This window comes from Nostoc sp. (assembly GCF_036917395.1).
Lineage (GTDB): Bacteria > Cyanobacteriota > Cyanobacteriia > Cyanobacteriales > Nostocaceae > Nostoc.
Genome location: NZ_JBALDI010000085.1, coordinates 177,392 through 192,533 on the forward strand (window position 1 = coordinate 177,392; position 15,142 = coordinate 192,533).

Annotated in this window: 11 protein-coding genes and 1 pseudogene; 7 read left to right on the plus strand and 5 right to left on the minus strand. The window is 40.6% G+C overall.

The features are described 5' to 3' along the window. The first annotated feature begins 46 nt into the window (after positions 1 to 46). From ctaD to V7K46_RS30620, 5 genes are all read left to right on the plus strand, one after another. On the plus strand, positions 47 to 1,783 hold the full coding sequence (gene ctaD / locus V7K46_RS30600) for a cytochrome c oxidase subunit I (protein WP_335119975.1): 1,737 nt from the start codon (positions 47 to 49) through the stop codon (positions 1,781 to 1,783). Between the two features lie 178 nt (positions 1,784 to 1,961). Beyond that, a complete protein-coding gene (locus tag V7K46_RS30605) occupies positions 1,962 to 2,588 on the plus strand; it encodes a cytochrome c oxidase subunit 3 (protein ID WP_229485455.1) in 627 nt (208 codons plus the stop codon). A gap of 1,071 nt (positions 2,589 to 3,659) precedes the next feature. Further along, a complete protein-coding gene (locus V7K46_RS30610) occupies positions 3,660 to 4,910 on the plus strand; it encodes a serine/threonine-protein kinase (RefSeq protein ID WP_335119977.1) in 1,251 nt (416 codons plus the stop codon). 144 nt (positions 4,911 to 5,054) lie between these two features. After that, positions 5,055 to 6,143: a PstS family phosphate ABC transporter substrate-binding protein gene (locus V7K46_RS30615; protein ID WP_335119979.1), complete on the plus strand. Its 1,089-nt coding sequence runs from the start codon at positions 5,055 to 5,057 to the stop codon at positions 6,141 to 6,143. Positions 6,144 to 6,257: 114 nt separating this feature from the next. Then, a complete protein-coding gene (locus V7K46_RS30620) occupies positions 6,258 to 6,416 on the plus strand; it encodes a hypothetical protein (RefSeq protein WP_335119982.1) in 159 nt (52 codons plus the stop codon). A gap of 46 nt (positions 6,417 to 6,462) precedes the next feature. Here V7K46_RS30620 and V7K46_RS30625 read toward each other — a convergent pair. From V7K46_RS30625 to V7K46_RS30640, 4 genes and pseudogenes are all read right to left on the minus strand, one after another. Then, a pseudogene (locus V7K46_RS30625) lies at positions 6,463 to 6,768 on the minus strand (XisI protein). A 48-nt stretch (positions 6,769 to 6,816) separates the two neighbouring features. Beyond that, on the minus strand, positions 6,817 to 8,643 hold the full coding sequence (locus V7K46_RS30630; protein ID WP_335119985.1) for a tetratricopeptide repeat protein: 1,827 nt from the start codon (positions 8,641 to 8,643) through the stop codon (positions 6,817 to 6,819). After that, positions 8,633 to 9,925: an ATP-binding protein gene (locus V7K46_RS30635; protein ID WP_335119990.1), complete on the minus strand. Its 1,293-nt coding sequence runs from the start codon at positions 9,923 to 9,925 to the stop codon at positions 8,633 to 8,635. The genes V7K46_RS30630 and V7K46_RS30635 overlap by 11 nt, the downstream gene beginning before the upstream one ends. Positions 9,926 to 10,441: 516 nt before the next feature. Beyond that, positions 10,442 to 10,654 (minus strand): hypothetical protein, encoded by a 213-nt coding sequence (locus tag V7K46_RS30640; RefSeq protein WP_335119993.1) that lies wholly within the window; start codon positions 10,652 to 10,654, stop codon positions 10,442 to 10,444. 172 nt (positions 10,655 to 10,826) lie between these two features. On the opposite strand from V7K46_RS30640, the gene V7K46_RS30645 reads away from it, so the two are divergent. Then, on the plus strand, positions 10,827 to 11,195 hold the full coding sequence (locus V7K46_RS30645; RefSeq protein ID WP_335119995.1) for a hypothetical protein: 369 nt from the start codon (positions 10,827 to 10,829) through the stop codon (positions 11,193 to 11,195). A gap of 292 nt (positions 11,196 to 11,487) precedes the next feature. Here the strand turns inward: V7K46_RS30645 and V7K46_RS30650 are convergent, their stop codons facing one another. Then, positions 11,488 to 11,727: a hypothetical protein gene (locus V7K46_RS30650; RefSeq protein ID WP_335119997.1), complete on the minus strand. Its 240-nt coding sequence runs from the start codon at positions 11,725 to 11,727 to the stop codon at positions 11,488 to 11,490. A gap of 174 nt (positions 11,728 to 11,901) precedes the next feature. Between V7K46_RS30650 and V7K46_RS30655 the strand changes: the two genes are divergently transcribed. Continuing rightward, on the plus strand, positions 11,902 to 15,142 hold a 3,241-nt coding region (locus tag V7K46_RS30655), incomplete at its 3' end, for a HEAT repeat domain-containing protein (RefSeq protein ID WP_335120002.1).

The following is a 15,142-nucleotide window of genomic DNA, read 5'->3' on the forward strand; positions in this document are numbered from 1 at the left end:
CTAAACGCCCCGCTATCGCTAACAGGACTCAAGACTCAGAACTCTTATGACACAAGCTCGGTTGCAAGAAACTGCCAATATCCCCGCCCTTCTTGAGGAACCAGGGGTTAGAAAATGGCAAGACTACTTTGGCTTCAACACCGACCATAAGGTGATTGGGATTCAATACCTAGTCACTACGTTCATTTTCTACTGTATTGGTGGCGTGATGGCTGACTTGGTTCGTACAGAACTGCGAACCCCTGAAGTCGATTTTGTCACCCCTGAAGTCTACAACAGCTTATTTACGCTGCACGCCACGATCATGATTTTCTTGTGGATCGTGCCAGCTGGTGCGGGTTTTGCTAACTTCCTCATCCCCTTGATGATTGGGGCCAAGGATATGGCATTTCCGCGCTTGAATGCTGTTGCCTTTTGGATGATTCCCCCTGCGGGTTTATTGTTGATCACTAGTTTAGTGGTAGGCGATGCACCGGATGCGGGTTGGACTTCCTACCCCCCCCTGAGCTTGGTAACAGGTCAAGTAGGTGAGGGAATTTGGATTATGAGCGTCCTTTTATTAGGGACATCATCGATTCTAGGGGCAATCAATTTCCTCGTCACATTGCTGAAGATGCGTATCCCGGGTATGGGGGTTCATCAAATGCCCTTGTTTTGCTGGGCGATGTTTGCTACCTCGGCACTGACTTTGGTATCTACGCCAGTGTTAGCAGCAGGTCTAATTCTCCTTTCCTTTGACTTAATTGCCGGGACAACATTTTTTAACCCGACTGGCGGCGGCGACCCAGTAGTGTACCAGCATATGTTCTGGTTTTACTCTCACCCAGCAGTTTATATCATGATTTTGCCCTTTTTTGGGGCAATTTCGGAAATTATCCCGGTGCATTCCCGCAAGCCGGTTTTTGGCTATAAAGCGATCGCCTATTCCTCTCTTGCCATTAGCTTTCTGGGGTTAATTGTTTGGGCACACCACATGTTTACCAGCGGTATCCCCGGTTGGTTACGGATGTTTTTTATGATCACCACGATGATCATTGCCGTACCCACGGGAATTAAAATTTTCAGCTGGTTAGCAACCATGTGGGGTGGAAAAATCCAACTCAATAGTGCCATGCTATTCGCAATGGGCTTTGTTGGCACCTTTGTGATTGGTGGTATCAGTGGCGTGATGTTGGCAGCAGTGCCCTTTGACATTCACGTTCACGACACCTATTTTGTCGTTGCACACTTGCATTATGTCCTATTTGGTGGTAGTGTTCTCGGCATTTATGCGGCGATTTACCACTGGTTCCCGAAAATGACGGGACGGATGCTAAACGAATTTTGGGGTAAGGTTCACTTTGCCTTGACAATTGTTGGTCTAAACATGACCTTCTTACCAATGCACAAGCTGGGATTAATGGGCATGAACCGCCGTATCGCCCAGTATGACCCCAAATTTACCTTTCTCAACGAAATCTGCACTTATGGCGCTTACATACTAGCAGTTTCGACATTCCCCTTCATCTTCAATGCGATTTGGAGTTGGTTGTACGGAGAGAAAGCTAGTAATAATCCCTGGAGGGCACTTACCTTAGAGTGGATGACAACCTCACCGCCAGCGATCGAGAATTTTGATCAAACCCCAGTACTGGCTACCGGCCCCTACGATTACGGTTTGGAAAGGGCTAACGAAGGTGTACCTTTGTCTGATCCCAATCCAGTCTTATCTGCTGGGCCAAACTCAGTGTTAAGAGCAGAACCCGACCCAGCGGTTGCTGCCAATCCTGAAGACCGCAAATAAAGTGATGAGTTATGAGTGATGAGTTATGAATTATGACTTTAATAAAGTTGTTAGTTCAAAATTTCTAACTCCTGTACAGACGCGATTAATCGCGTCTCTACTCCTAACTCCTGTACAGACGCGATTAATCGCGTCTCTATTCCTAACTCCCCACTCCCCCTCTAAGCATTAAAAATTCATGCAAAGTCAAACTATTGACCCAGCTAAAACCGAACTGAATCATCACCACGCAGCAGAAGCGTCTGTCGCTCATCATGAAGAACATCCAGACCATCGCCTGTTTGGGCTAATTGTCTTCCTGATTGCTGAAGGGATGATTTTTATGGGGTTGTTCGGAGCCTACTTGGCTTTCCGTGCTACCTTACCTGCATGGCCCCCAGCAGGTACCCCAGAGTTAGAGCTATTGCTACCTGGAGTCAACACCATCAATCTGATTTCTAGTAGTTTTGTCATGCACAATGCTGACACTGCAATCAAAAAGAACGATGCGCGGGGTGCGCGAATCTGGTTAGCAATTACTGCTGCAATGGGTGCTATTTTCTTGGTGGGTCAAGTATATGAATATACCCATTTAGAATTTGGTTTAACTACCAATTTATTTGCCAGTGCATTTTACGTTTTGACTGGTTTCCACGGATTGCACGTTACCATCGGCGTTTTGGCAATTGTTGCCGTATTATGGCGATCGCGCGTTCCAGGTCACTACAGTAACGAAAAGCACTTTGGCATTGAAGCAGCCGAAATCTACTGGCACTTCGTTGACGTGATTTGGATTATTTTGTTCGGATTACTGTATCTACTGTGAGTATTAATTATTAGTTGTTCACTCCACGCTAACAAGTTAATCGGCCCCCGAATGGGGGCTTTTTTTATAAACATAATGCTACCATTGCCGCTAGCTGCCCCGATGTCACATTATTTTATCTATCGGCTGGCAGCAAAACCTAAATTAGGACAGTTTCTAAAAGATTACATATCTGGGAAGTTATCTAAACTGTTATTTATTTACGAAAAATATATTAAAACCAGCTTAGACTTTTCCCACTAGAAGTTTTGCTAAATGTAACTGAGTTATTGCAAGTGATACAGACGCGAGTAAAAAGTCGGAAAAGTCGGAAAAGTCGGAAAAGTTGGATATTTTGGAGAATTTATTGAATAACTAGTTAATATGCTGTAACTTGATATCTCAGTGATTGACAACTAATACTTATTTGCCTTAAAAACCATCACTCGATATTTACCTCAAGAACTTACCTAGTCTTTTTTAGTTTTGTCGAAATCACGTTGATCTGACGACGCGATCGCGGTTAGTAATGACTAAAATCTGGTAACAAAATTGTGGTGGACACCGGAAGAGATATTTGTAGCTTTAAATTCCACTGTTCAAGGTTTTGTCAGTAATCAGACCCAAAGTTAAAATAAATAAATCTTAGATTTAAGACTAAATTGGAATTTTAAGGCTACAACCCTTATGTGACAAGGGTTATCGACTTCTGATTTCAATCAATCATAAAAATCATAAAAGCCTTTCTGGATAAGGGTTTAGCGGTTTAATGGACAGAATTAGTCTCAACTCCAATAAATAAATCTCCTGGCTCCTGAATGTTGTCTTTGTATCGCAGTTATAAATACTGTGAACTAGTGTTAAACTTACTTAAGTGATAAAATTCTTAAACTATTTTAAAAATAAATTTTATATGTAAGATACCTATAAAGGTATTAAATGAACTAATCAAGCGGCTAACTACAAAACTGCACCAAAGCATAGGTTGTATGAAAAGCTGACTGCCTCAAATACTAATAAATCTAGCAACAGGTATTCATAACCTCACCCAAGCTCTGAATGGTTAGCAAATTAACAAGTAGTAGACACCATATGAGCCAGAACCCTCTAGTCAGAAAAACACTCCGGAGTCGCTTTGAGACTGTCAAACTGCACAAAAGCGGAGGATATGGTAATACTTACTTGTTAGCAGGTGCTAGACGTAAGAGACATCAATACTCTCTCGCCAGAAAAACACTTCGGAATCGCTTTGAGATTGTCAAACACTTAGGAAGCGGAGGTTCTGGTGATACCTACTTAGCCGTAGACCTGGATTTACCAGGACAACCCCATTGTGTTGTCAAACATTTCCACCCCAAAGATCCCAATCCTGCTGTTATACCCATCGCTAAAAGTCTATTTGATCGGGAAGCAGAAGTTTTATACCAGCTAGGCAACGCTCATGATCAAATTCCTAGATTGTTTGCCCATTTTAATGAAGATGGAGATTTTTATTTAGTCCAGGAATTTATTGACGGTCATGCCTTGACTCAAGAAATTGTATCAGGTCAGTGTCTTAGCGAGAATGCAGTCTTAAATTTATTAAAAGACATGCTGGAAGTGCTAGCCTTCGTTCACCAACACAATATTATTCACCGGGATATCAAGCCCCAAAATTTAATGCGGCGGCACTCCGATCAGAAGATTGTCCTAATTGACTTTGGGAGTATTAAGAAAATTGGTGCTTTGGGAGCAGGCTTAACAATTGCTGTTGGGACTCCTGGCTATATGCCAAGCGAACAGGCTAAGGGAAAGCCAAAACTTTGCAGCGATATCTATGCAGTAGGGATGATTGCCATTCAAGCTTTGACAGGCTTAATACCTGAGCAACTCCAAGATGATCCTAATACTGGAGAAGTTATCTGGCGCGATAAAGTACAAGTAAGTGATGGTCTTGCAAATATTTTAGATACAATGGTTCGCGATCGCTATAATCAGCGTTACCAGACTGCCGCAGAAGCTTTGCAAGCGCTTAATTCTGATCTGGTGGTGTCACAGTCTTCACAATCTGCTGGCATAAACCAAAATACTGATGATAGCTATTCGCTAACTTATAGAAATTTTATTTTGCTGCTGGGAATAGGGCTTGGTGCTATCACTAGTTTGATAGTAATAGTTTTAATTTATACATTTATTAATACAGGGACATCGCCTCCAAAGCAACCTACTCAATTAAATAATTTTATAGAAAAATTTGAGCCCCGGTTCACTAATGCTAATCTGAATAGCATCGCAGCCAAATTAGCAGTTAACAGAGGAGTCTATAAAAGCAATTCCACCATTGCAAAAACTACCAAAAAATAAATTGAATCTCACTACATTAAAAATAGTGAATTATCTACCAGCACTCATCAAACTGGCTATTAATTAGCTTATTCCAGATTTGTTTTTAACCTAAATATCTATAGATTCCTGTAGGATAAATATAATAAAGAATATTTGAAACTAATGGACAATACAAACCAAAAGAAAGCTTTAATTAACAGTGAAATAGCCCTCTTTCTTAGAGGTTTGATTATTGGTAAAGTGCTGACAGTTATAGTTATTGGGGGACTGCTTTGGTGGTTCCTGAAGCCGAACTTATTGTCCCGCAGCAGCGTTGCTTCCTCTAATCAAAGTTCCAACGCCATCTCTAGTAACACCCTTCCTAGTACCGGATCAACTTTTCAGACAGTTGGTAATGTCCCCAATGCCTCATTTAACTACGGAGGCAGTACAGCTTGGGCATCTATTCGGCAATTGGTAGATTCTCAGATCCAAAGCGTTCGCCCTGAACTACAATTGCGCTACGTAGACCCTGTTAATGGTAGCCCTGGTTCTAGCTCAGGCATTCGGATGTTGCTTGATGGGAAACTAGACTTTGCTCAGTCTTCCCGTCCTCTTACAGATGAAGAACAAGCTATTGCAAAAGAGCGAGGCTTTACCCTTGAGGAACGTCCGGTAGGTAAGGATGGCATAGCAGTGGTAGTCAACCCATCACTCAAAGTGTCAGCTTTAACTGTTGACCAATTGCAGCAGATTTATTTGGGGAAAATTACTAACTGGAGTCAAATAGGTGGGCCAAACTTGCCCATCACACCTTTATCTCAACGTCCAGAGGACGCAGATACAGTAATATTCTCTAATAACAGCGACTTCAAAGAGCAAGCACTTGGCTCTAATGTGCAATATGTCTACTCTACTACAGAGGCAGTGCGCCAACTCAGTAAAACCCCTGGTGGTGTATATTATGCCTCTGCGCGTTCAGTAGTATTTCAATGCAGTGTGAAGGCTTTGCCATTGGGTCGCACTTCTGGTCAGCTAATTCCTCCCTATCGCGAACCGATGGTGTCGCCTGAGCAGTGTCCAGGTCGGCGCAACCAGCTAAATACTCAGGCTATCAAAAATGGTAGCTATCCCATTATCGCTAACTTGTCTGTGATTATTAAGCAGAATAAAGGTCGGGAACAGCACATTGGGGATGCCTATGCCAAACTTTTATTAACTGACCAGGGGCAAAAGGCAATTCAGGAAGCTGGTTTCGTCGGGGTTCGGTAGTACAGCACAATCTAATTGATAATGCTAGGTAGCATTAAACTTGAAATTTACAAAACCCAATTCTGATGCTAAACCTCAGCATACAGCCAACAAGTTGATAAAACTTAGTTAGCTATGCCTACGCACTTTCCATTACATGATTATTCGGTGCGATCGCACTTTCTACCACACATCATTCAGTTCCCCGACTTCTCTAAGAAGTCGGGGAACTATGGGGAAGTATTGCTATCGATTATTTTGGGGGAATATTCATCTATTCATCACTTGAGTTGAAAATATTTGTTCACATTCACTCGACAGCATAGGAGGTAAATTGGCGTTAAAAAGGAGAATGGAACCCAATGACGATATCCTAAGGGGGTACACCTAACTCAACCAATCGTTCAGCAACAGACTCTTCTGTACCGTTATATTGAATCCATATTTTTCCATTTTGAATATCAAAATGTATTACAGGGCCAAATACCCGTTTGTCTCCTTGCCAACCAACATAAGCTAGTTAATAATGGTCATTTTCATTGTCTAAAATTAATTGTGATTTGATAGTATAAGAATTACATGCAATTTGTTGATGTTCGCTCAATATTTGTTTGATAAGTTGTCGATAGCGTTCTATTTTATCCATAGCCGAAGTATTTTAGCGTTTAACTTAATCAGAAATGATGTTTTTGCTCTATGCAATGCGTTCTCCGAAGGGGTTGTCGTTCGCGCTGCGTGTTGTAGACAAGACATCGCACTCTCCATTATGCATTGCTGCGGCAAGTTTTTCTAAATTTTGACGAATATTGAAACTACGAATATGATTAACGCCCCAAACTCGTTCACAAATATCTAAAGCTTGCAAATAAAGCGGTTTCGCTTCAGCATAACGTCCAGTTTCACGATAAATTTCTGCCAGATTATTGAGACTTTCGGCAACATTGGGATGATTTTCTCCCAACAAAAGCTTATCAAGTTCTAAGGCTTTTACACATAAGGGTTCCGCTTCATTGTAACGCCCCTGCTCTCTGTACATATAACCAAGAGCATAGATAGTATCTGCTAAAAGTGGATGCGCCTTTTGCAATAGACGCTGCTTGAGTTCCAATGATTGCAAAAACAAAGATTCGGCTTGATCGTAACGTCCTTGAGCGCGGTATATCAATCCCAAATTGTGCAAATCTGTTGCAACATAGGGATTCTCTTCTCCCAAAAATCGCTTATCTAGTTCTATTGCTTGTTGCGACAACGGTTCAGCTTCACTATAACGTCCTTGATGATAATAAAGTAGCGCTAAATTATTCAGTATATGAGCGAAAGAAAGATGATTTTCGCCAAGCAGACTTTTTTCGAGTTCTAATGATTGCAGATACAAAGGTTCTGCTTCGTCATAACGTCCTTGTTCATCATATAGTAATGCCAAATCGTTGAGACTGGCGGCAACATCAGCATGGTTTTCTCCGCACAGGCGTTTCCTCAGTTCCAAAGCTTGTTGATATAGGAGTTCCGCTTTACTATATTGTCCAGTAGATTTATAGAGTCCTGCCAAATTATTCAGGCTAGTAGCAAAAGAAGGATGGTTGTCTCCCAAAAGACGTTTCGTCAATTCCAAAGCTTGTTGATATAGTGGTTCTGCTTGGTTGTAGCGTCCTGTTGCACGGTATAGTCCTGCTAAATTGTTGAAGCTAGTAGCTAAGTCTATCTGCAAACCTAATTCATTTTGCAATTCACTCGCCTGACGCCAATACTTAATTGCTAATTCCTGTTCTTCTTGATAATTTTGAGATTCACCCCGATCTAATCTGCTGCGGTAAATATCACCCAACCTTGAATATAAGGTAGCCAAGCTGGGATCTTTAGTTCCCCGTTCCTGTTCTACTTTCTCGATTAATCCTTGTAAATCTTGAATGGGTAAGAAAAAGGAGTTATCTTGATTAGTATCTGTGCTAGCTAATTCCGTGTCTCTAAAAACAAAGCGTATATGTTCTAGTTCTTTACCAGGAATAGCATTCGTCTTTTTAGATTCAAACCGAAATACACCATTACGCCAACTCCAAAAGTCAGGGGCTTTTTTAATCAGGTTGACTAAAATTTGGTTAGTTACCCAAAGCACGATCGCAAAAGGAAACTCGCGCAATCCTTCTCTTGTCCACTGTAAGTAACCAAAAAATTTCTCCTGTTCTGATTGCTCTTTTCCCAATCTGAGAAAATAAAGTTGTTCAGCACCCGTCACAGTGATCACCGCCTGGTTATGCTGACGAAGATATTCTTCTTGTTGTACCAGTTGGTTAAGAACAGCTTTGAGGCTAGGTTCTTGACGTGCTAAAGTCACTCGATATGGACGGAAAGCGGGTTGTAGTTCAGCTTCATACTGGGCAATAATTTCATCACGAAAGTTTGCATCATTGCAAACTGCAATCAGTAAATTTAATCCCCGTTTTTGAGCTTCAATAGAAACAATTAAATCATCATATGCATCTTGATTTTCTCCCTCGTCCTCTAAGAATTCTTCATTTAACATTAATAGCTCCCTGTCTTCTCAAGCTTTCGATAATAATTGGATGAACATCGTACCAAGTTTCATCAGTGCGATATTCTAGAACATACAGCCCATGTAGCAAATCCAAAAACTCTGCTTGTTTAGGGTCATTGGGCATAAATTGTTCATAAACACTCTGCAAAATATCTATATCAGCTTTTCCTAAACGGATGGAAAAATCATTGCGGATTTTATTGATTGCTTGAAGGAGAATTTTATCATTAATGATAACTTCTGCTGAGGGATTTCGCCGAATCATCCGCAAACAAATGCGGCAACATTCCTTAGAAATACGAATTACCTCTCGCAATACACCACCACTGGAAATCACAATTTTTTCAGCAGTTTCTGCTGTGATTAATTCACTGGAAATCCGCTTTTGTAAAACTTCACCGAGAATCTTTGTTGCTTCCGGGCGAGGTTGGGCATTAGGGAACCGATTTTTACCTTTCTCAAAGATTTTTAAGACAGGCATTGCCACAACTTGGTCGTTAGTTTCAGTGGCAATTATTGTGCTGAGAAATGTTTCCCGAAGGACTGCGATCGGGATAGTGTAGATAATTTGAAAGTTAGGTTGGCAAAGAGCTTTAATGTTATCTCGATAAATTTCGTTAACTCTTCCTAAGTCAAGTTTATCTAAATCATCAATAATTACTAAAACGTTTTGTTGAGTTGCAGTTTGAATTAAAGCAGCAATTTCATTAATTCTGGCAACTAAATCTGATAATTTACGTTCAAATTCTTGCTTAATTTCATCCCGAACGCTAGCATCAGCTTTTAATTTAGAGCTAATCAACTTTAGGAGGTCAAAACCTATACTAGCTTCTGCTTGTAAATTTAATTCTTCAGTGCGAGTGCGGGTAGCAAACCATTTATAAAGAGCTTCTTTAGTAGATTGCGGAATATCAACTTTGCGTGCTTCTGCCTCGGTCATTAAATTAACTGCGATCGCAAACAGAATATTAATATGGTTAACCGCCGACATTTCAATTTTGTCAGCAATAGAAAATAGAACTACAAAATATTTATTTTGAATTTGTCTGCTAAATTCAGCTAACAAAGTGGATTTACCACATCCCCGATGTCCTGTAAAGACAATTTTGCCATCTCCATTCGGACTATCTTCCACTAATTGGTTAAGGTCTGCAATCAAATCATCACCATATTCGACTCTAAATCTTTCCATTTCGTTCCGTTCCATCAACGGAAACAGTTCGAGATTGCTGTATGCTTCTTGAAAGGAGTTTAATAAGTCTTGAGACATTGGACAATGGCGTAAAGGTGCTAACTATCCATATAATGGCTCATGATTTTTCAAGTAGAAGTTTAGGTAATGTCTAAGATAGAGTATGCCTACATAACTTCTCAAATTTAGTTAATAAATAACTACTAGGTGAGTGGTATGTTATGTCTTAAAAAGAGATACCCTAATCCCCAAATTTCAACCTATAAATAAGTAACAGAGGTCAATAATTAATAAGACTGAATGATAGATTATACATTCGATAATTTAAACTGAATGATAGATTATACAGATAACATCCTGAAAGCTACTTAATACATAAATAAAATAAAATTTTCAGTTATAAAAATAAATTTTTAGTGTGCTTCGTCTCATCCCCGTCTAGCCGATGCAATGGTAGCTGTTGTTACTATTGGTTTACTAGGCGGGTATCTCACTTTTGGAAATATAGCGCTTCTCGTTTGTGTGAGGTACACCCGTAGGGGCACGGCACTGCCGTGCCCCTACACCCCGCAATATAATGTAGCCAATTAAGCGTTATGGAATTATTTGAACAACTTTCATCAAACTAGCTTTTGCGACTTCAAAACCAGCTTTTGCGACTTCAAAACCAGCTTTTGCGACTTCTAAACTAGCTTTTGCGACTTCTAAACTAGCTTTTGCGACTTCTAAACTAGCTTTTGCGACTTCTAAACTAGCTTTTGCGACTTCTAAACCAGCTTTTGCGACTTCTAAACTAGCTTTTCTCAACGAATTTCAGCAAATATACCCGCATCAGTTACCTAATGCCATCCAATGCTCTTAAAATTCTGTAACTTCACTGTGGCTGGTGCATCTGCTTATTGCGTATCTTGATGATATATATATAACTTAGTGTGTAAAACCAGGGTTATTTATAAATTAATCCAAACAGGAAAACTATATGAAGCAACGCAAACGGAACTCCATGCCACTGGCCAAAGCTGAAAGACGGATTGAAGGAATGCAGACGATTAACCCTCAGTTAAACTTTAGTAATGGGTTTTCTATTGCTACTTACAACACTAAAGTAATTGAGTTACGAGAGAAGTTAGCCGCTTATAATCAAGCACAAACAATAGTAGATAAGACACACAATGCATTAATAGAAGCAGAACGTGAGTTAAATACTTATTCTGAGCAAATGCTATTGAATGTTGCATCTTGCTATGGCAAAAATAGTGATGAGTATGAGATGGCTGGTGGAACGCGCAGGTCAGACCGTAAAAAAGCACGTCTAGTGGTAAACCAAACAGTGACATCTGTGAGCTGATTGTTTTGACTCGCCGTTTCGTTAGATAATTGTGCGTTGACCTTTGTGACAACGCACCATTAAAATTAATATAAAGTTAATCAAACTCTTTTTTATAAGAAAGCTTTAATGCTGCAAACTCCATTTAAATCAATAACTTTAGATATATATTTGAATTAGCCAATGACGATAGAGATGCTGAGTGCGATCGCTCTTTGTGTATGAATCAGTGTAACTCTATCCTGGTAAACATTTATAATTTGCGTATGGGTCTATCAAGCCCAGAAATTAACTTCTGGGCGGAATGTGGGGATTAGCCAGATTTTATAGTTTTAATCAATCCAGCGATCGCACCAATGATGATGGAGATGCTGAGTGCGATCGCAAATGGGCTAGAAGGTTGTTGCAGCAATATAGGTGTAACATCAACTTGGTATGGTGCATTACCAGCATCAACCACTGGGATAGTTTTTAGCGGCTTTACATCAAGTCGTTCTACTCCGTTTTTTAGTTGCAGGGTGGGGTTCTGTAGGTTTTGATTTACCTTTGTCATTGTCGTAACTCCGTTTCAAGTGCTTATAAGACAAAGTTACGTTGAGTGATAAGTGAGGCGCTGGACATTTAGGGACAAGACAGGGACAGAGATTAATTGACCTTTTGTGACCCTCAAAAAATCAACCAATCTCTTTAAACTAGAAATATCCTCATCTGCAAAAATATATTAATTATGGGGGAAACACGGAACCGCAATAGTGTTCGAGTCAATGAAGAGGGAAAAGAGAAACTTTTAAATGCGAAGGCTGCAAAACGTAACCATGAAGGCAAGCGTTTAACTTATTTGGAAATTGCAGGATATGCCAATGTGAGTGAGAAGACGGTTAAGCGTTTTTTCGGTGAAGAGGAAATTGATTGGGAAAATGCTAGTCTCATCGCCAATGCCTTAGATTTAGAACTAACAGACTTAATTGATGCAACGACGACTCCGCCACCTGAAACCGCAGCTACTCTCATTGATTGGCGCGAAGTCTGTAACACCATGCTAGAACCGCAGCGACGGACAACCAGCAATTTCATCATGCAAGATGAATCTGCCAGAAAAGATAAAGAACAAATTTATGTCCCTCTGGCATTGGTACAACGCACAAAAACAGATAAACGCGATAAGGGTAACTTTTCCCCAGATGCGGGAACACGGCTTTATGAACCGCAGTATGAAACGCAGCAGCGATTTGAGCATGAAGCTTTCTTAAGTCAAATTCTAGAATATGGCGAAGGTAAAACCAAAGGACAGCAGATAGCTGTGATTGGAGAACCGGGTGCAGGAAAAACAACACTCCTGCAAACTATAGCTTTTTGGGTATTAGAGAAAGATTTAGGTTTACCAGTCTGGATTTCTCTAGCAGACTTGGGGCGAAATAGTACTTTGACAGATATTCAAACATATATATGTAATAGTTGGCTAAAGCAAGCAATTCCTGCAACACAATTAAATCAGGAAGTGCGGGAAGACTTTACAAACCAAATACAGCAGGGACGAGTGTGGCTGCTGTTAGATGGGGTAGATGAAATGTCTGGAGATTCAGCATCTCACCAGCCATTAGAGGAAATTTCCCGTCAATTAACTGGATGGCTACGTTCATCACGAATAGTGTTAACTTGTCGGCTGAATGTTTGGCAAGCGGATGTTAACGCCCTAGAAACCTTTGAAACCTATCGCTTGCTAGACTTTGACTATCCCCAACAGGTGCATCAGTTTATCGAGAACTGGTTTGGCAACCTCAGTAAAAAAGGAGAACGGTTAAAGGCAGAATTAGACTCAGCTGAACGGGTACGCCTGCAAGACTTGGTGCAAACTCCCCTGCGGTTGGCGCTGTTGTGTGGTATCTGGCAAACTGAGGAGGGGAATTTACCAGAGACTAAAGCGGGACTGTATCATCAGTGTGTGCAGCAATTCTACAGATGGAAACAAAACCGTTTCCGCATCAGCATAAAAGAACAACGGGAATTAAACAAAGCCTTGGGACTTTTAGCACTGCGGGATATCAAAGAAGGCAGTTCGCGGTTCCGGTTGCGGGAAAGTTTTATCAGTGAGGAACTGGGAGATGTAGATGATGAGACTTCACTATTTTACAAAGCTTGGCAACTCGGCTGGCTAAATCATGTAGGAATTGCGGCTGAATCTCCTAGCAAAGAAAAGGTTTATGCTTTCTACCATGCCACCTTTGAGGAATATTTTGCCGCCTTAGCTGTTGACGATTGGCACTATTTTTTGAATCACGTTCCTGAAAACCCACAAAAAGGAATATATCGCATATTTGAGCCGCAGTGGAAAGAGGTGATTTTACTGTGGTTGGGACGAGAGGATGTAAAAAAGCAACAGAAGGAAGATTTTATCAAAGCGTTAGTAGAGTTTGAAGATGGGTGCAACAGTCAGAGTCAAATTCTTAACTGGAAAGGTTTTTATGAATATCGAGCCTATTTTCTAGCCGCAGCTGGGATTGCCGAGTTTAAAGATTGTGCTTTGACAGATGCGATCGCCAAGCAAATTGTTACATGGGGCTTTGGTTATTTGAACATTGAAAAACAGCAATGGCATAGGTTTGAGGAACGGGTAGAAGAAAAGGCTAATGCTGTACTGGCAGAAACGGATCGCAAAAAAGCGATCGCTGCATTAGAGGAGTTAATTCGTGATTCTCAATCTGAAGACACCCGTTGCCTAGCAGCATTAAGTTTAGGGGAAATAGCTCCAGATAATCTCACTGTTATCACTGCATTAGTGGAGTTAATTCGTGATTCTCAATTTGAAGAAATCCGTGGGCTACTCGCGGCGTCAACTTTAGAGGAAATAGCTCCAGATAATCCCACTGCGATCGCTGCATTAGAGGAGTTAATTCGTGATTCTCAATCGGAACAGACCCGTAGGCTAGCGGCATCAAGTTTAGGGAAAATAGCTCCAAATAATCCCACTGCTATCATTGCATTAGAGGAGTTAATTCGTAATTCTCAATCGGAAAAAACCCGTAGGCTAGCGGCGTCAAGTTTAGGGGAAATAGCTCCAAATAATCCCATTGCTATCATTGCATTAATGGAGTTAATTCGTGATTCTAAATCGATAATAAACCATAAGCTAGCGGCATCAAGTTTAAGGAAAATAGCTCCAAATAATCCCACTGTTATCACTGCATTAGAAGAGTTTATTGGTGATTCTAAATTTAAAGAAATCTGTTGGACAGTAGTATTAATTGTAAAGGAAATAGCTCCAAATAATCCCACTGCTATCACGGCATTAGAGGAGTTAATTCATAATTCTCAATCGAAACTAACCCGTTTGATAGCGGCACGAATTTTAGGTGATATAGCTCCAAATAATCCCACTGCTATCACTGCACTAGAAGATTTAATTCGTAATTCTCAATCGGAAAAAAACCGTTGGCTAGCGGCACGAATTTTAGGTGATATAGCTCCAAATAATCCCACTGCTATCACTGCACTAGAAGATTTAATTCGTAATTCTCAATCGGAACAAACCCGTAGGCAAGCAGCATCAAACTTAGGGTATATAGCTCCAAATAATCCCACTGCTATCACTGCACTAGAAGATTTAATTTGTGATTCTCAATCGGAACAAACCCGTAGGCAAGCAGCATCAAATTTAGGAAAAATAGCTCCAAATAATCCCACTGCTATCACTGCACTAGAAGATTTAATTCGTAATTCTCAATCGGAAAAAACCCGTAGGCTAGCGGCATCAAATTTAGGGGAAATAGCTCTAGATAATCCCACTGCTATCACTGCATTAGTGGAGTTAATTCGTGATTCTCAATCGGAAGAAACCCGTAGGGAAGCGGCATCAAGTTTAAGGGAAATAGCTCCAGATAATCCCACTGCTATCACTGCATTAGTGGAGTTAATTCGTGATTCTCAATCGGAAGAAACCCGTAGGGAAGCGGCATCAAGTTTAAGGGAAA